The organism is Sporosarcina sp. FSL K6-3457 (assembly GCF_038007285.1).
Lineage (GTDB): Bacteria > Bacillota > Bacilli > Bacillales_A > Planococcaceae > Sporosarcina.
Window position 1 is genome coordinate 1,280,919 of the sequence record NZ_JBBOWX010000001.1, and the last position, 17,387, is coordinate 1,298,305.

General features: G+C 41.0%; 14 protein-coding genes and 1 riboswitch. Of the genes, 9 read left to right on the top strand and 5 right to left on the bottom strand.

What is annotated here, in order from left to right; all coding sequences use genetic code 11:
- Positions 1-216: 216 nt before the first annotated feature.
- The 3 genes from N1I80_RS06290 to N1I80_RS06300 all read left to right on the top strand — a co-directional run bounded on the left by N1I80_RS06290 (position 217) and on the right by N1I80_RS06300 (position 3,164).
- Positions 217-2,193: a methyl-accepting chemotaxis protein gene (locus N1I80_RS06290; RefSeq protein WP_340737047.1), complete on the top strand. Its 1,977-nt coding sequence runs from the start codon at positions 217-219 to the stop codon at positions 2,191-2,193.
- A 192-nt stretch (positions 2,194-2,385) separates the two neighbouring features.
- A complete protein-coding gene (locus N1I80_RS06295) occupies positions 2,386-2,850 on the top strand; it encodes a hypothetical protein (RefSeq protein WP_340737048.1) in 465 nt (154 codons plus the stop codon).
- Positions 2,847-3,164, top strand: coding sequence for a spore coat protein (locus N1I80_RS06300; RefSeq protein ID WP_340737049.1), 318 nt, complete (start codon positions 2,847-2,849; stop codon positions 3,162-3,164). Before N1I80_RS06295 ends, N1I80_RS06300 begins: the two co-directional genes overlap by 4 nt.
- A 191-nt stretch (positions 3,165-3,355) precedes the next feature.
- Here the strand turns inward: N1I80_RS06300 and N1I80_RS06305 are convergent, their stop codons facing one another.
- The 3 genes from N1I80_RS06305 to pssA form a co-directional block, all read right to left on the bottom strand.
- Entirely contained in the window at positions 3,356-4,384 is a 1,029-nt protein-coding gene (locus N1I80_RS06305; protein WP_340737050.1) for a multicopper oxidase domain-containing protein, read from the bottom strand.
- Between the two features lie 312 nt (positions 4,385-4,696).
- The gene (locus N1I80_RS06310; RefSeq protein WP_340737051.1) at positions 4,697-5,476 is read right to left on the bottom strand and encodes a phosphatidylserine decarboxylase; all 780 of its coding nucleotides are present in this window, start codon (positions 5,474-5,476) and stop codon (positions 4,697-4,699) included.
- Between the two features lie 14 nt (positions 5,477-5,490).
- Positions 5,491-6,030 (bottom strand): CDP-diacylglycerol--serine O-phosphatidyltransferase, encoded by a 540-nt coding sequence (pssA, locus tag N1I80_RS06315; RefSeq protein ID WP_340737052.1) that lies wholly within the window; start codon positions 6,028-6,030, stop codon positions 5,491-5,493.
- A 239-nt stretch (positions 6,031-6,269) separates the two neighbouring features.
- Here pssA and N1I80_RS06320 point away from each other — a divergent pair, with 239 nt between their 5' ends.
- Both N1I80_RS06320 and N1I80_RS06325 read left to right on the top strand, forming a co-directional pair.
- Positions 6,270-6,440: a hypothetical protein gene (locus tag N1I80_RS06320; protein WP_340737053.1), complete on the top strand. Its 171-nt coding sequence runs from the start codon at positions 6,270-6,272 to the stop codon at positions 6,438-6,440.
- Between the two features lie 144 nt (positions 6,441-6,584).
- Entirely contained in the window at positions 6,585-8,030 is a 1,446-nt protein-coding gene (locus tag N1I80_RS06325; RefSeq protein ID WP_340737054.1) for a DEAD/DEAH box helicase, read from the top strand.
- 358 nt (positions 8,031-8,388) lie between these two features.
- Here the strand turns inward: N1I80_RS06325 and metE are convergent, their stop codons facing one another.
- Both metE and N1I80_RS06335 read right to left on the bottom strand, forming a co-directional pair.
- The gene (gene metE / locus N1I80_RS06330) at positions 8,389-10,683 is read right to left on the bottom strand and encodes a 5-methyltetrahydropteroyltriglutamate--homocysteine S-methyltransferase (RefSeq protein ID WP_340737055.1); all 2,295 of its coding nucleotides are present in this window, start codon (positions 10,681-10,683) and stop codon (positions 8,389-8,391) included.
- Positions 10,684-11,016: 333 nt separating this feature from the next.
- Positions 11,017-11,164, bottom strand: a riboswitch (cobalamin riboswitch).
- A 105-nt stretch (positions 11,165-11,269) separates the two neighbouring features.
- Positions 11,270-11,800, bottom strand: coding sequence for a VanZ family protein (locus N1I80_RS06335; protein ID WP_340739979.1), 531 nt, complete (start codon positions 11,798-11,800; stop codon positions 11,270-11,272).
- 275 nt (positions 11,801-12,075) lie between these two features.
- Between N1I80_RS06335 and N1I80_RS06340 the strand changes: the two genes are divergently transcribed.
- From N1I80_RS06340 to N1I80_RS06355, 4 genes are read left to right on the top strand one after another with little or no spacing between them, the layout of a single operon-like run.
- A complete protein-coding gene (locus tag N1I80_RS06340; protein WP_340737056.1) occupies positions 12,076-13,500 on the top strand; it encodes a PTS mannitol transporter subunit IICB in 1,425 nt (474 codons plus the stop codon).
- Between the two features lie 42 nt (positions 13,501-13,542).
- Positions 13,543-15,669, top strand: coding sequence for a BglG family transcription antiterminator (locus tag N1I80_RS06345; RefSeq protein ID WP_340737057.1), 2,127 nt, complete (start codon positions 13,543-13,545; stop codon positions 15,667-15,669).
- A gap of 16 nt (positions 15,670-15,685) precedes the next feature.
- Positions 15,686-16,123 carry a PTS sugar transporter subunit IIA gene (locus N1I80_RS06350; RefSeq protein ID WP_340737058.1) on the top strand — a complete coding sequence of 146 codons (438 nt, stop codon included), beginning with the start codon at positions 15,686-15,688 and terminating at the stop codon, positions 16,121-16,123.
- 1 nt (position 16,124) lies between these two features.
- Positions 16,125-17,273, top strand: coding sequence for a mannitol-1-phosphate 5-dehydrogenase (locus tag N1I80_RS06355; RefSeq protein WP_340737059.1), 1,149 nt, complete (start codon positions 16,125-16,127; stop codon positions 17,271-17,273).
- Positions 17,274-17,387: the final 114 nt, after the last annotated feature.

Genomic DNA, 17,387 nt, shown 5'->3' on the forward strand with positions numbered 1-17,387 from the left:
TGATAATCACTTAATTTGATTAGTCTTTGTGAGGAGAGAGAGTATCCGTACCCAATCGGTATAACAAATTCAATAGATACTCATTAGAATCTATAATAATAAACTTTTCGGATAAATTAGAATAAACACTTTCATGTGGTACAATATGTTCATGATAGTTGTACCTATTGTAAGTACTAAGATACCTATCAAATATCAAGGAGAAGGGGTGGGTGGATGAACAAAATATTTGGGGGCTTACAAAATATTAAAGTGAAGTTAATGCTGTCTTTTGTACTGATTTTAATGATTCCAGCCATTATAGTTGGTGCATTAGCTTATGTGACAGCAAAAGATGCGGTGAAAAATGAAATACTGACTGGTTTTTCTGAAAATATCAGTTTATTAGATATGACAATTGATAATATTTTACAGTTAAAAGTGCATGATATGCAGATTTTTTCTGAAAGAATAACATTGAATATGTACCAGGGGGAAAGTAGTCCAGAATTACGGAGTATGTTCGCACAATATAGAGATTTGCATCCAGAAGCTGAACTTACATATATGGGTACTACCCATGGTTTATTTATTCAAGAGCCAGATATCGGCACTCCGGACGGATATGATCCAAGGAAAAGACCATGGTATATAGATGCAATGGCAAACAAAGGCGATTTTATTATATCAGATCCTTATATCTCTGCTAGTACAAATGAAATGGTTGTGACTATTTCCCAGGCAATAACAGATGGTTCTGGAGTAGTGGCTGTGGATATTAACTTGAATTATTTGCAAGCATTAACTAATCAAGTGGACATTGGTAAGACTGGTTATGCAGTGTTACTAGATAATAGTGGTAAATATATTGCCCATCCTATTGAGGAAGCTGGGGATGAGGCAATTGCTGATATAACAGATAACCTTTATACACAAGATGAGGGGCAATTTGAAGTAACGGTGGCTGGACAACCGAGGATGGTAGTTTATGTTACGAATGATTTGACGGGTTGGAAGTTAGCTGGAACGATCACTAGCTCTGAAATTGTAGCGGCGGCTGCTCCAATTTTAAAACGAACAGCTCTTATCCTTGGGATTGCCATTGTTGTTGGTGCAATAGCTGTTTACTTCATCACCAAATCAATTATTTCTCCAATTATTCGTCTGAAAGAACAGGCGATTACGATTAGCAAGGGGGATTTAACGCAGGATATAAAAATACAATCAAACGATGAGATTGGGCATTTAGGACAGGCTTTTAACAGTATGCAAGAAAGTCTTCGCACACTCATTCAAAGTGTCGAAAAAAATGCGGAATTAGTCGCATCTTCTGCAGCGCAGTTATCAGCAAGTGCTGAACAAACAAGTGATGCTACAGAACAAGTTTCAACTTCTATCCAAGAGGTGGCACATAGTGCAGAAATGCAGACGGATGCTGTAGATGGAGCTAGCCGATCGCTTTCGGATATCTCTGTGGGTATCGAGCAGATTGCAGATAACTCAGTAAAAGTCTCCGAGTTGTCCTATCGTGCAACAGAAGAGGCGGAAATTGGTGGACAGGCAGTTTCAGATACAGTCAATCAAATGACGTCCATTCATAAATCTGTTATCGAATCGAATGCCATTACTAAGTCGTTACATGAGCGATCGAAAGAAGTAAGCTCGATTTTGAATGTTATTACAGCAATAGCTGAACAAACAAATCTTCTTGCGTTGAATGCGGCGATTGAAGCAGCAAGAGCAGGTGAGCATGGGAAAGGATTTGCTGTTGTAGCTGATGAAGTACGTAAACTGGCTGAACAATCACAGAGTTCAGCAACAGAAATTTATGAAATTGTAGAAGGAATTCAAGTGGATACAGCAAATTCTGTTGAAATCATGGAGCAGATTACGACAAGTGTACAAGGGGGCGTGGATGTTTCGAACGAGGCTATTGAGAAATTCAATCATATCCTTCAAAGTTTGAAGGAAATCACGCCTCAAATGGAAGCAGTTTCGGCGACTGCGGAACAAGTTTCAGCTGCTGTTCAAGAAGTAACGGCAACGGCAAATGCTATAACGAGTAGTGCCCAAGGAAATGCAGCTGCTTCTCAACAAGTGGCAGCCTCTTCTGAAGAGCAGTTAGCTTCGATGGAGGAAATCAGTTCATCGGCTGAATCGTTATCCTTTATGGCTGAGGATTTAAAGGGGTTAATTTCAAAGTTTAAGTATTGATTTAACGTAATATTTCCCATAAGGAAATAAACAAACAGACGCATTATAACGAATTGGGACTATCACTTTGTCGATGAATCGACTGCTGTGATAGTTCCATTTTTTATTATAAAAATAATAGCGAACGACGTTGTATATTTACTAATGTTGGATTCATACTAAATATGAATTCCATGAAAGGAGCTAAGAAAAGTGGAGCCAGCACAAATGTTTCAAGGACAGCAATTACAGCAACTGCAACTACAACTTCGACAATTAGAACAGCAAATACAATTACATCTCCAGCAGCTACAGGAACCATGGCAAACAGGTCAACAGAATCAGCAACAAGAAAGCGCACAACCAGAATCAGCACAACCACAGGAGTCAGCACAACCAACATCACCACCGCAAACTCTACAACAGCAACCGCCAAGTAAAGAGAAACAGGCAGCTACTTACTTTACAGTCCCAGAGATGGTATCTACATTGGATATAGGATACCTACGGGAAATGCTAAGTTCGAATTTGCTTGCCGTAAAACAGTATCGACAGGATGCCGAAAATTGCCAACTACCCGATTTAAAACTTCAATTTAAGGAGGCAGGTCAAATGCATTTCCAGCAGTATAATAGCTTGTTGAACTTTTTAAGCGAAAATGGAGGAACTGTTACATGACTTTTTCAAAGAAAATTGAAAACCCACAGACACCACCAACTGAAAAATCAAAGTTTAGTGATCAAGAAATTTTGCGAGCTGCTCTTGCGACTGAAAGAAATTTATGTAATACCTATATAATTGCTATGCTCGGGGCAAGCCAAGAGAAATTATATAAACTCATTTTGGACATGCTTCAAAAGACATCTCAACAGCACCGGAAATTACTAGATTTACAATTCCAACATGGCTGGCTTTCGCTGACGCCAGCCCCAACAGAGGAAGTTAAAGCGATTGAACAGGAGTTTACGGCTGATGGACAGCAAATAAAATAATATATTAGTATAGCGATTCAAATAATCGTAAATAGAATTTCCTTGTGCTACAATTATGAATGTTCGATTGGGTTTTGATATCCAGTTGATGTGGGGATTCCAATTTCTTATTCGTTACACAAAAACACCTACTCCTCCACGAGTAGGTGTTCGAAGGTTAATTATTTGTGAATGATACTTGCATTGTATCATTAAGGTGTTACTTTAATAACTCCAACGGCACCTTTTGTAGCATGATTAAACTGATGTGTAACGAATGGATATTCCCCAGCTTCTGTAACAGTGAATTCAACAACAGCCCCACCACTTGCAGGGAGCATAACGGTTTGCATGCCTTTCATATGGTTGGCTGGATCAGGATTACCATCAATATAGACATCATCTAGAATTGTCCCGATAACGTGGAAAGAGCTTACTTCGTTTGGCCCCACGTTCATGACGTAAATACGAATTTTTTCACCAACTTTTGCAACAAGTGGTTGATTTTTCAAAGTGAATGTATCGCCGTTCGTATTGCGGTCTCCTTCATTTAATGCTTTTGTTGAGAAAACTACTTCGCTTGGTACGCCGTTCGTCATATCATCCATATCATTTTCTTTGTACCATTCATTTTGTACAATGACAAATTCTCGGTCGACTTCATGGTCAGTTGGATAACCGTTTTTTGGTTTGACGATAATTGTTCCGTGCATGCCGTTCGCAATATGCTCCAAAACGGGATCAGTCGCACAGTGATACATGAATACGCCAGGTCTATTCGCTGGATAAGTAAATGTTCCATCTTGATTTGGCATTACATCCGCAAACCCTACATTCGGTGCTACATGTACCGCATGAAAATCCATACTATGTGGAACCGCGGGGTCAATATTATCCAATGTAAAATTGACGAGATCTCCTTCGTCGACAACGAGGAGTGGTCCAGGTGCTTCTCCATTGAATGTCCAAGCCTTGTACATTTTACCTTTTGCAATTTCAATATCTGTAATTTGCGAAGTCATTTTAATATTGACTTCATGTTCTCCAATACGTTCAAATTCAACAGGGATGGGCGGTTGATTCAACCCTTCGTGTGGGGCGTATACTTTAACATCTGCTGTAGAACTTACCGACTCCACTTTAGCTTTCTCCACATCATCGACTGCTGCAGTCGATCCACAAGCCCCCAATATCATTGATACGGACAACATTGTTGCACCTACCGCCATGCCTTTTCTCATAATGAACCCTCCTTGATATTTTTACCAGATTCTATCTGATACCTACATCATAGGTGGGAGATACTATCTAAAGTGTGATTTTAATCACACTATTTTGCTTGTCAAAAATTGTTCATACTTGAAGTCGTTTACTGGGGGGAATGTTGAACGATTCGTGAACAAGATGCTGTTGTCACAAATTATTCGAATAGTAAGTAGGATAGAAGATAATTATTATAAAACGGATGAAACAACTATTATATGCTATCGAGTTAGTTTGTTAAATAAAAAATGAGCGTATGAAACAATTATTGTTTCATACGCTCATTTTTATTATTGTATCCATTCTCCAACGGTTTGCCCCATCCTCACTTCCGTATCCAGACTTACTGTTGGTGTGAAGTTGGGGTGATTCTCGATGAAAAGAATGACGGTGGAGCCGAAGCTGAAGTAGCCAAAATCTTGCCCTTTGATGCATTCTTTCGAAGAGCTGTTGAGCTGAATACTGTTGACATTTAGCGCCCCGACTTTAACGATGGCTACGTTGCCAAAGGCTGTTGACATTTCTGAGATTAAACGATGGTTTGTTGAGAAGGGGCTCTGGCCAAGGCGTAAACCCAAATTGTTTACGGGATATGACACACCGCCAAGTGCATAGCGTCCTACGATTTTACCGTCAATTGGATAATGAAAATGGTGATAATGACTTGGAGACAGATAGAAAATATAGTAGTAGCCATCCTTATAAGTAGCTGCTTTTTTTTCTGTTCCCATGATGTCATTTAGTCGATATTGATGATTTTTAATGAGAAAAGCTTGGTCGGCATTTATTTTCCCTACTCCACTTAGGACACCATCGACAGGTGAAACAATCGTATTAGACGCGACGTCAACTTGACGACTGCCTTCTTTTAATTGGCGGGTGAAAAGGGCTTGCAAACTATTATAGTGATGAATCGGATGCTCCATTTCAGCTTCGTTGATGCGATAAGTACTAGAGAAAGGTTGGATGAGTGGCTGACTTAATCGGGAAGTTGTTACCGATTTTAATAGGCTAGAAGCAACCGGATTGCCTGTCAGTTCTACAAAGTATTTAAAGAGTGTTTTTTTCATTTTTTATCCCTACCTTAAACTTTCGTAATGCGAATATTGCTGACCATCAATATGGATAGAATAATCATGAGCACAATAAAGAATAGAGGTCCCGTATAAGGAATAAGAAAATAACTTAGCGTCATTAAAACACCTGCTGCTGTAATCGGCACACCGCAAAAAGCTCCGTCAAACTCAGTCGCATTGTAGCGAGCAAGGCGTACTGCCCCAGCTAATATATACATAACTGTAACAATGATACCAAGCCAAGGCGTTGTTTCCAATGCAGTTTGATAAATTAATAATGCCGGTGCCACACCAAACGACACTAAATCGCATAGTGAATCAAGTTCCTTACCAAAAAGTGATTCTGCATCATAATGTCTTGCGACCATTCCATCAAAACGATCAAATAGAGCTGCAAGGAAAATAAATACTAAACTCATATGAGCTAAGTCTTTTAAAATGAGAAGAATGGCGAGAACTCCAAAGCTGAGATTGACTAATGTAATGGTATTCGCTAGCTGTGCTTTAACTTTACTTTTTGTATTATCTAAGCGCTCCAATAAAAACATGGACTTCATCCTAACTATATCAATTTATTTTTTTACGTTTCCCCTTTATTGCCTAATAATATAATAATACCATGATTAGGCTGGAAAAGATTGTACTTCAAGGTGAAGAGTTTTAAGTTTTGATTCATTTTATAGTATTCATAGATGTGGTAAAAATTGAACCTTAATTTTTTGTATGAAAATGTAGTGGTTGTACCATAGTAAGGTGGAACAATATTGATGGTAAGGGAGGTTTTATTGTGGGAAGAAAAGAGAATACACAGAGTACGCCGGCCACGAGGAAAAAAACGGGGAAGATGAAAGAAGAAATTTCTCTTGAGTTAGCTGAATTGGGTAATTTGAATCCGAAACACGAACCAATGACTCCAAATGATCGACAAAAGAGCGAGTCGGAACGAACGTATAAATAGATATTCGATGGGATAGCTGCGGTCTTCGGACAGCAGCTTATTTTTATGAAATGTCCAGGCGCTCTGCGCTTTTCTTAAAACCATAATAATCTCTATACTTCCGTATATAACCTGTTCGTGGGATAATGTATGTAGAATGTGAGGTTGATGACGATGTCATTTCAAAATTATCGATTAAGTAGTGAAATTATACGGGCGCTAGACGGGCTCGGCTATTCGTCCCCAACAGAGGTGCAGGAGAAGGTGTTGCCTGCTGCGCTAGACCGTACCGATTTGGTTGTTAAATCGCAGACGGGAAGTGGAAAGACGGCGGCGTTTGGTATTCCAATTTGTGAAATGGTTAATTGGGATGAAAATAAGCCACAGGCACTTATTTTAACGCCGACACGCGAGCTAGCTGACCAGGTCAAGGAAGATATTACGAATATTGGTCGTTTTAAGCGTGTGAAAGCAGCTGCTGTCTACGGCAAGTCTCCTATCGCTTATCAGAAAGAAGAGTTGAAGCAGAAGTGTCACGTTGTTGTAGGCACACCAGGGCGCGTATTGGACCATATTGAGCGCGGGACGCTGGTGCTTGAGAAAATTGAATATCTTGTATTAGATGAAGCCGATGAAATGTTGAATATGGGCTTTATTGACCAAGTTGAAGCGATTATTAACGCGTTGCCGAAAAATAGAACGACCATGTTGTTTTCTGCTACACTGCCAGAAAAGATAGCGACATTGAGCAGTAAATATATGCAAACTCCCAAAAATATTGAGATTGCGTCAACGGTTACGTTAACGGATCAAATTGACCATTCGTTAATTGTTGTTAGAGAGCAGCAAAAGTTTGATCTGTTACGCGATGTGACGGTTGTTGAAAATCCGGATAGCTGTATTATTTTCTGCCGAACGAAAGATCAGGTGGATGGGGTCACTGAACAGCTTGAGAAGTTCTTTTACACATGCGATAAATTGCATGGTGGCATGCTGCAAGAAGATCGATTTGCGGTGATGGATGCCTTTAAACGAGGAGAGTTCCGTTATTTAGTGGCGACAGATGTCGCAGCACGTGGAATCGATATTGATAGCATTACGCATGTTATTAACTATGATATTCCGCTGGACAATGAAAGTTATGTGCATCGCGTTGGGAGAACGGGACGTGCCGGAAAAAGAGGGAAGGCGATTTCCTTCGTTACACCTCATGAAGATAAATTTTTAGCGGATATTGAAGCCTATATTGGCTTTGAGATTCTACAACGAAATGCACCATCTAAGCAAGCTGTTGAGGCTGGGAAGGATGCATTCATTGAAAAAATGGAGCAATTGCCTAAGTTGAAAAGGGATAAAAGTGAACTTGTGAGTAAAGATATTATGAAGCTGTATTTTAATGGTGGTAAAAAGAAGAAGCTGCGGGCATTTGATTTTGTCGGTACCATTACCAATATCCCAGGCATTACGGGTGAAGATATTGGTATCATTAAAATCCAGGACACGGAGACGTATATTGATATTCTAAACGGCAAAGGCAAGCTCGTGTTAGATGCGATGCGAACGACGACCGTGAAGGGTAAGTTATTGAAAGTGCATAAGGCGAATAAGTGATAATCAATTACGCCTCGGCGTAATTGCGTCCAGATTTTTTCGAGCTTGGGGCCTACAGGGGGGAAGGATTGAACTACATCCTTCCTTGTAGGTCATGCAACGGGGAAGGATTGAATTGCATCCTTCCTTGATGCCGCAGGACGCGGCGAATTTAGGTTGCCTTCTAAGTTCCTTTAAAAATTTGTGACATCCTCCGGAAGATAAAGAAAAGCCAGCTATCCTTCCATTTCAAGTTTGAAATGGAAGGAGGCTGGCTTTTCTGTGTGAGTTTATGAAAAGACAAGTGTGTCCGGTTGAATTACCGGCGAGATCGCGTGATTTACGAGCTAGTTCGTAGAAATCACCCGCGATTCACCAATTACTTTTGCAAAGCGGCATAGCGTTCGCGCATTTTATTCGTAGCAACGACCATATTTTTCAATGCGGCAATTGTTTCTTCATGCTTTCTTGTTTTCAAGCCACAGTCTGGGTTAATCCAAAATTGGTTAGGTTCAAGTACACCAAGGCCTTGTTCGATAACGTCGACCATTTCTTGGACCTCAGGTACACGTGGACTATGGATATCATAGACGCCGAGTCCAATGCCTTTATCGTATGAGAAGTCATTGAAGGCTGAGACGAGATCGCCGTGGCTGCGTGAAGTTTCGATAGAAATAACGTCTGCATCGAGTCCGCTAATGGAATCGATGAAGTCATTGAATTCACAGTAGCACATATGCGTATGGATTTGCGTTGTATCTTGCACAGATGCTGTTGCTAGCCTGAATGCGTTGATAGCCCATTCTAGATAGTCATTCCACTCCGATTTTTTAAGAGGTAGGCCTTCACGTAGAGCAGGCTCGTCCACTTGAATGATGTGGATACCAGCAGCTTCCAATGCTTCAACTTCTTTACGAAGTGCAAGTGCAATCTGATACGTAACTTCTTTACGTGAAATATCATCGCGCACAAACGACCAGTTCAAAATAGTGACAGGCCCTGTCAGCATTCCTTTCATCGGCTTGTCAGTTAAAGATTGAGCATAGACGGATTCTTCCACCGTCATTGGGTCGATGAATGTCACGTCACCATAAATAACTGGTGGTTTAACACAGCGCGAGCCGTAGGAAACAACCCAAGCCTTTTCAGTGAAGACAAAGCCGCCCAATTTCTCTCCGAAATACTCAACCATATCTGTCCGTTCAAATTCCCCGTGAACAAAGACATCTAGGCCGATTTCTTCTTGAATATCAATCCACTGTTTGATTTCATCACGTACGAAGTCACGGTATTGTACATCTGTTGACTCACCTTTGCGCCATTTTGTTCGTGCTCGGCGAACTTCTGGTGTTTGTGGGAAGCTCCCGATTGTTGTTGTTGGTAACAGTGGTAGATTGAATGTTTCACGCTGCTTATCACGTCGTTCTTTAAATGGAGATTTCCGCTTGCTGTCTTGTTCTCCAATGTTTTGCACGGCATTCAGCAAATCAGGGTGATTTCTTGCAGGTAAGTCTGCAAGGTTTTGACGCGCAGTAACACTTTCCGCCACTGCATCAGCAATCGCTTGCTTGCCTTCACGCACACCCTTTACTAGTGTTGTGACCTCTACAAGTTTTTCATCTGCAAAAGCGAGCGCAGCTTTAATCGTTGCATCCAGCTTTTCTTCCGATTGTACGGTTACAGGAACGTGAAGTAGACTGCTAGAAGGTTGTACCCAAATGCGATCTGCTGGCACGAGTTGAGTCAGTGTATCAAGTAAACTAGCTTTTTCTTGTAAATCTGCACGCCAGATATTACGTCCATCAATTAAACCAGCAGCGAGCACTTTATCTGCTGGGAACCCATGTGCTTGCAATTGTTCAAGGTTTTTCTCTACACCTTGTGCAAAGTCAAGGCCAATCCCAGCAACAGGAAGGGCAACAACCTCTTCATAATGCTCAACGGCATCAAAATATGTTTGCAATAGAATGTTGGCATTAGGAGCTTCGACACTCAGTTGTTTGTAAATTTCAGTAACTGTTTGGATGTCTTCTTTCGTGAGAGACGTAGAAAGAATAGGTTCTTCGAGCTGAATCCATTGTGCTCCAGCCTCTGCCAACTCATTAAGAATTCGGCTATACAAAGGAACCAATTGTAAGATAAACGCTGGAATATCCTTTTTGTCATAACCCTTTGATAGTTTTAAAAACGTATACGGTCCGATTAAGACAGGCTTACCGTCAATGCCCAATTTTTCTTTCGCCTCGAGATAGGCAGTAAGGGGTTTGTTCTCTGTTAATACAAGTTTTTTCTTGCTATATTCAGGAACGATGTAATGGTAGTTGGCGTTGAACCATTTGGTCATTTCTGACGCAACAGCTCCATCATTACCACGTGCAATCGAGAAATATGTTGCAAGTGATACATCACCGCCAGACCAGTTAAAGCGTTCAGGAATCATGCCAAACATCACAGCTGTATCGAGCATCCTATCGTACAAAGTGAAATCACCGACAGGAATAAGGTCAATTCCCGCATCTTTCTGCTTTTGAAGACGCTCTAGACGAAGTTTTTCAATTTCTTCGAGGAATAGATTATCCTCCAATTTCCCAGCCCAAAAAGCTTCGAGCGCTTTTTTCCATTCTCTGTTGCCCCCGATATACGGGTATCCGATCGTACTGCTGACAATTGACAAATCATTTCGTCTCCTCTTTTTGTGAAGTAATGAAGTGTTTTTGATTTTTATCAATTATGCCTCGGTGTAATTTATGTCAAGATTTTGAATTATGCGAGCGTAATTAACTCCTTTCAAAATCTGTGACATTCGCCGGAGGCTTTTATCTTTGTTCAGCAGCGTTAGAACAGCCATTGAAAAAAGGTAAAACCGCATTAATCCTCCCAACTATAGAGGGGGAGTCTTCTGCTGAATAAAGATAAAAAAAACACTTCTAACGAAGGTTAGAAATGTTTACGCGAAAAAATAAAATAGATGCGTTGTCATCCTAACACTCCCTATCGACCGTAGGGTAGAGCGTTGCAAAAAGAGGCAGTTATCTGGCTTCAGCAAAGTTGCTGTTACAGTGGCGGGACCGCGCCGGATTATCGTTTCACCGGCTTCACTTTTAAGATCTGGCAAAGGGACAGATTACCAGACCACCTATTTCTATTGCTTTACTATATGATTGTCGATGTGTTCAAAGCTACCATGTATCTATTATTCTGTCAAACAGAACATTGTGAAGCTTTGGGAGCTAGGATTGAAAAAATACGCTAGGAGAGTACTACAACCCCTTTGCGGATTTTTTCGTTTTTGAATGTTTAACAATCGTCGAAAAGTGCAATAGGATAAGAATGGTTACCGCACCTGCCATATCGAGCATGACATCTTGGGAGGAGGCTGTTCGACCAGCTGTTAAGGACTGATGGACTTCATCGGCGATAGCTACAAGTAGTGTAAGGAAGGCAGCCACCACTTTACGGAAGCGCCACTTTGGCAGGACAGCGTAAATCATGATGGCAATCAAACTAAAAGTGAAAAAGTGTGCGCTTTTTCGAATTAAGAACTCAACGAATTCGTAATACCCGCGTTCTGCAATAGAAACTTTGATGCCCCAGTAAGGAATTTCTAACATTGCTAATAAAGATTCCAAGGGCTTTCCTGGCAACCATTTTTCAAGCTCTGGCACAAGGGATTGCTGCTCATAGGTCTGTCCCGATGACATAAACAACATAGTAAGAACGATTAAAAGAACAATTATGTTTCTAACTTGTGTCAGTAGAAATCCCCCATTTCTATAAGTGCCAGTTTGAATGTAGAGTAGTTGATTTAATTCAGTTTGGGTTCAAATCCTGCCGAATCAAGTTATCCTCGGGAGGATGTCGCAAATTTTGAAAGGAATAAATTTGGATGTAACTACGCCGTGGCGGAATCGATAATAAAAACCCTAACATACGAACTTTAGTGATGGCAACAATGAAGGTGACAGAAGAGTATTTACATTAGATTGCTTACCGAATGTAAACGCTTTATTGTTAGTGTTAATAACAAATTTGTATCACATTACTGGGGAGAAGGGAGCTAACAAGTATGACGAACGAACAACAAAATTCTGGTTTCAAAGTCAAGGTTCAGCGTTTCGGAAGTTTTTTAAGCGGCATGATCATGCCGAATATCGGTGCATTTATCGCTTGGGGAATTATTACAGCATTATTTATTCCAACGGGTTGGAGACCTAACGCAGATTTCGAACAACTAGTAGGACCGATGATCAATTACTTACTACCAATTTTAATTGGGTTTACAGGTGGACGTCTTATCTATGATATCCGTGGAGGAGTCGTTGGTGCAATCGTCACAATGGGGGTTATTGTTGGGGCGGATATTCCAATGTTCCTCGGCGCAATGATTGTAGGACCTTTAGGTGGATGGTCCATTAAGCAATTCGATAAATTAGTAGAAGGAAAAATAAAGTCAGGCTTTGAAATGCTAGTCAATAACTTTTCATCAGGAATTATTGGATTCCTTCTAGCACTGGCTGCTTTTAAAGGCATTGGCCCAGTAGTAGAGGCGTTGAATAAAGCGCTTGGGGCAGGTGTTCAAGCGATTGTCGATGCGAATTTATTACCGTTTGCTAGTATATTGGTTGAGCCAGCAAAAGTATTATTTTTAAATAATGCCATTAACCATGGTGTGTTAGGTCCGCTGGGGCTTGAGCAAGCTGCACAAACAGGTAAATCGATTCTCTTTCTATTAGAGGCTAATCCAGGACCTGGTTTTGGGATATTGCTTGCTTATATGATTTTTGGTAAAGGGATGGCGAAGCAAACGGCATCAGGGGCAGGAATCATTCATTTCCTCGGAGGGATTCATGAAATTTACTTCCCGTACATTTTAATGAGACCATTGCTATTGGTTGCTGCCATTGCAGGAGGCGCTACGGGCGTATTCACACTTCAATTATTGGGAGGCGGCTTGGTTGCCACGGCATCGCCAGGTAGTATTTTTGCCATCCTTTTGATGACACCAAAAGGTGGTTATGTAGCTGTTATCGCAGGTGTATTCTTTGCAACAGTTGTGTCATTCATCATAGCATCGATTATCTTAAAAACAGGCAAGCAAACTGAAGAAGATGATTTATTGAAAGCGACAGAAAAAACATCCGCGTTAAAAGGGAAAGAAAGCCGAGCGGCAGACTTTATGCAACAAGCGGTTGCTAAGGAAGTATCGCTTGCAAATGTCAAAGGAGTTATTTTTGCCTGTGATGCGGGGATGGGTTCTAGTGCTATGGGTGCAGGGATTTTACGCAATAAATTCAAGAAAGCTGGCGTTGATGTGGCCGTTACAAATATGGCAATTGCTAATTTACCGGCGGATGCGGAAGTCGTCATTACCCATAAAGATTTAACAGATCGGGCGCAAGAAAAAGCACCAAATGCTTATCATATTTCAGTGGAAAACTTCTTAAATAGCCCAAGATATGAGGAGCTACTTGAAGAGTTGAAACAATCATAAGGAATAGCAGAACTCGGCCTATTTATGGGCTGAGTTTTGCTGATGGAAGGAAAATGCAGCGTTAATGGGGTGTTTACGATGTATATTTCAGCGCGTGAAAAGGCAATCATTGAGGTATTGATTGACAGGCAGGAAGAAGTGACCATTAAAGAGTTATCGAAGGAAATCGATGTGAGTTCTCGCACGATTCATCGTGATTTGGATAGAATTGAAGAGCTTTTACAGAACTATCAATTGAAGCTGTTGCGAAAAGCTGGGGTTGGCATTCAGATAATAGGCGCAAACCAACATAAAGAGGATTTAAAGAGAGAGCTAAATGTATTTACTTTTCGTGAATATACGTTAGATGAAAGGCAAACGATGATTCTTTGTATATTGTTCGAATCGTCTGAGCCCGTGAAACTTTTTGCACTGGCCAATGAATTGCGTGTCACCATTGCAACAATCAGTGCAGATTTACTGAAGCTGGAGGAGCAATTGAAACCATTTAAATTGTCCATTGTGAAACGCAGGGGCTATGGGATTGAAATAAGTGGATCAGAAAAAGCGAAGCGAAGGGCCATGAGCTATACGATTGCTAAAACGTTAAAGGAAGATGAGTTTTTGTCGCTCATTAAAGAGCGCATCGAGAAAAGTTCTGTCAGTCAGGAGCATTCTATTTCAGAGCGATTATTGCATCTTGTTGATCGGGAAAAGTTATTAATTATCGAGCATGTGATGCAGGACTTGCAACGGGTTCTGCCCTTTCCAATTACAGATAGTGCGTATGTTGGCTTGCTGGTGCATCTGGCATTGGCCATTGAACGTATCCTGCTAGGCGAAAATATTGAAATGGATCAACAGTATTTAGAGCAGTTAAAGCTAGAACCGGAATTTACTATCGCACGAGAAATTATTGATAAGATGGCGGCACGTTTTGAAATTATTATACCAGAGGCTGAAATTGGCTATATTACGATGCATCTTCAAGGTGCAAAACTTCGTCAGCATAAAGGGGAATTACTAGAGGCGGCTAATTTGGAAACCGTTATGCAAGCGAAGAAATTGATGCGTTATATGGAGGAAGTCACGGGTGTTAATTTGATGAATGATGAGCCCCTTTTGGAAGGACTTGTTACGCATTTAAAGCCAGCTATTTATCGGGTCCGACAAAGTATGGGCATTACGAATCCTTTGTTACCGAGCATTCGTAAAGATTATGAGGATTTGTTTCAGCTTGTCAAAAAGGCAGTGGAAAAAGTGTTTCCCGAACTACAAATTCCTGACGAGGAAATTGGCTTCTTAGTCATGCATTTTGGCTCTGCACTGCTTGGCTTGACAGGAGAAAGGGATTTAACGGCATATGTTGTTTGCTCTAGTGGTATTGGGACATCCAAAATGCTGACATCCCGGCTACAGCGTGAAATTCCTGAAATTGTACAAATTAAGAACGTTTCTTTATTTGAATTAAAAGAACTTCAAATCGAGGATAGAGATTTGGTTATTTCAACAATTTATTTACATGATTTCCCGAGGGAATATTTGATTGTCAGTCCATTTATGACAGCAGAGGAAATTAAGCAAGTGCAGCTGTATGTAAGAAGGCAGATGTTGATTAAAAAAGTGACCTCTTCATTGAATGAAAACGATTCGACGATTGAGGAAATCACGAAGAGAATGAACATGCTTTATTTATATACGGGAGCCGTGTCGGAGATTTTGTTGAATTTTGATCTTTTATCCTATCGAGGGCGAGTTACTGCGAAACAGTGCATACGTGAAGCCTGTCTTGCATTGGAACAGAAGGAAATCATAACAGAAGCTGAAACGATTGTGGATGCACTATTTGTAAGGGAAGCAATTGGTGGAATAGGAATACCGGAAACAAAGCTCGCTTTGTTTCATACGCGTCATGAACATGTACTGAAGCCTTCGTTTACGATGTACTCTCTTCAAGAGCCGATTACTTTGCAAGCAATGGACGGAACAGATATTGAGGTCAACCAGTTATTACTTTTATTATCCCCTCATTCGTACCATGAAGCTGGCTTGGAAGTACTTAGTTTTATCAGTACAGTTATTATTGAAAATGAGCAGAGTATTGAGTTGTTTGAAACGGGTAATAAGCCAATGATACACACGTATTTGGCGCAGAAATTTGAGCAGTTTATAGATGAAAAAACAAACTAATTGAGGAGTGTTAACAATGACTGTAGAGATTCTATCAGTGGATAATATTGTGTTGAATAAAGGGCTGGCAACAAAAGAAGAGGCAATTCGTTTTACGGGACAGATTCTTGTTGAGGAAGGATACGTTGAGCCAAGCTATATCGAGAAAATGTTGGAACGTGAAGCAATGACGTCGACGTATATGGGCAATTTTGTAGCAATTCCGCACGGGACGGACGATGCCAAGGAGCAAGTGAAGACATCAGGTATCGCAATCATTCAAGTACCAGGCGGCGTTGACTTTGGAGATGGTAATATCGTGAAATTGATCTTTGGTATTGCTGGCAAGGGTGACGAGCATTTGGACATTCTTTCGAATATTGCCATCGTTGTTTCTGAAGAGGAAAATGTCGAAGCGATTGTTAAGGCATCTTCGAAGGAAGATATCCTGGCGTTCTTTGAAGGAGTGAACTAATATGCAGGCTGTTCACTTTGGTGCAGGGAATATCGGGAGAGGATTTATTGGGAGCTTATTGTACCAGTCTGGATTTGAAACTTGCTTTGTAGATGTCAATAGCGAGTTGGTGGATTTGATTAATGAAAAAAAACAGTACCGCGTACAACTTGCAAATGCTTCGCAGGAGGAATTGCTTGTCAAGGATGTGCGGGCTATTAATAGTGCGGCGGATCCCGAGCGAGTCATTGAAGCGATTGCCAAAGCGGACTTTGTGTCGGCGGCAGTTGGACCGAATGTGTTGCCGCATATTGCTGTTTTATTGGCAAAGGGGTTGAAGGAACGCCTTGTGCAATCAGATAAGCCATTAACGATTATTGCTTGTGAAAATATGATTGGTGGTAGTGCTTTGCTCAAGGAGAAAGTCTATGAGCAGTTAGATGAGGCGGAAAAAGTTTCGTTTGATGAACGCTTTAGCTTCCCAAATGCAGCGGTAGATCGTATTGTTCCAAATCAGACGAATGACGATAAACTACTGGTCAAGGTTGAACCATTTTACGAATGGGTTGTGGATGAATCACAAATTAAGGGAGAAAACCCTCCAATTGAAGGGATTCTCTTTGTGCAGGAATTGCAGCCGTATATTGAAAGAAAGCTCTATACGGTGAATACAGGCCATGCTACAGCTGCTTATCTGGGCTACTTAGCGGGGATTCAAACCATTCATGAGACGCTGGCGAATGAAGAAATTAGAAGCTTCACGGAGAAAGCTTTGCAAGAGACAGGGAGGCTGCTCATTGCAAAATATGACTTTAATGAGCAAGCGCATGATGAGTATATTCAAAGAATTATCGGACGTTTTGCGAATCCATTTATTGTAGATGATACAGCGCGGGTAGGCCGCTCACCTGTCCGTAAACTGCAGGCGAATGATCGATTTGTAGGGCCTGCCCAGCAATATGTCGATTTGTTTAAGGAGACACCAAAGCATTTGGTCATAGGCATTGCGGCTGCATTGCGTTACGATTATATGGAGGATCCAGATGCGAAAATTATACAAGAGACGATTGAACAGCAAGGGCTTGCACAGGCGATTGAAACGTTTACAGGATTACAGCCGGGAGCGATGTTGTTTGAGGCGATTGTGGAGCAGTATGAGCAGTTGAAGTGAATAGAAGATAAATGAAAGCCGGAAGATTTTCTCTTCCGGCTTTTTAGGTGGTAGTAAAGTCTTGATTCGCCAATAAAATGCCCTTGAGCGCCAATAAATCGTGTGCAGACGCTA

What these genes read in the sequence shown, in the direction of transcription:
- N1I80_RS06290 (WP_340737047.1), top strand. Translation starts at nt 217, where the DNA reads ATGAACAAAATATTTGGGGGCTTACAAAATATTAAAGTGAAGTTAATG.
- N1I80_RS06300 (WP_340737049.1), top strand. Translation starts at nt 2,847, where the DNA reads ATGACTTTTTCAAAGAAAATTGAAAACCCACAGACACCACCAACTGAA.
- N1I80_RS06305 (WP_340737050.1), bottom strand. Translation starts at nt 4,384, where the DNA reads ATGAGAAAAGGCATGGCGGTAGGTGCAACAATGTTGTCCGTATCAATG.
- N1I80_RS06310 (WP_340737051.1), bottom strand. Translation starts at nt 5,476, where the DNA reads ATGAAAAAAACACTCTTTAAATACTTTGTAGAACTGACAGGCAATCCG.
- pssA (WP_340737052.1), bottom strand. Translation starts at nt 6,030, where the DNA reads ATGTTTTTATTGGAGCGCTTAGATAATACAAAAAGTAAAGTTAAAGCA.
- N1I80_RS06340 (WP_340737056.1), top strand. Translation starts at nt 12,076, where the DNA reads ATGACGAACGAACAACAAAATTCTGGTTTCAAAGTCAAGGTTCAGCGT.
- N1I80_RS06345 (WP_340737057.1), top strand. Translation starts at nt 13,543, where the DNA reads ATGGAAGGAAAATGCAGCGTTAATGGGGTGTTTACGATGTATATTTCA.
- N1I80_RS06350 (WP_340737058.1), top strand. Translation starts at nt 15,686, where the DNA reads ATGACTGTAGAGATTCTATCAGTGGATAATATTGTGTTGAATAAAGGG.
- N1I80_RS06355 (WP_340737059.1), top strand. Translation starts at nt 16,125, where the DNA reads ATGCAGGCTGTTCACTTTGGTGCAGGGAATATCGGGAGAGGATTTATT.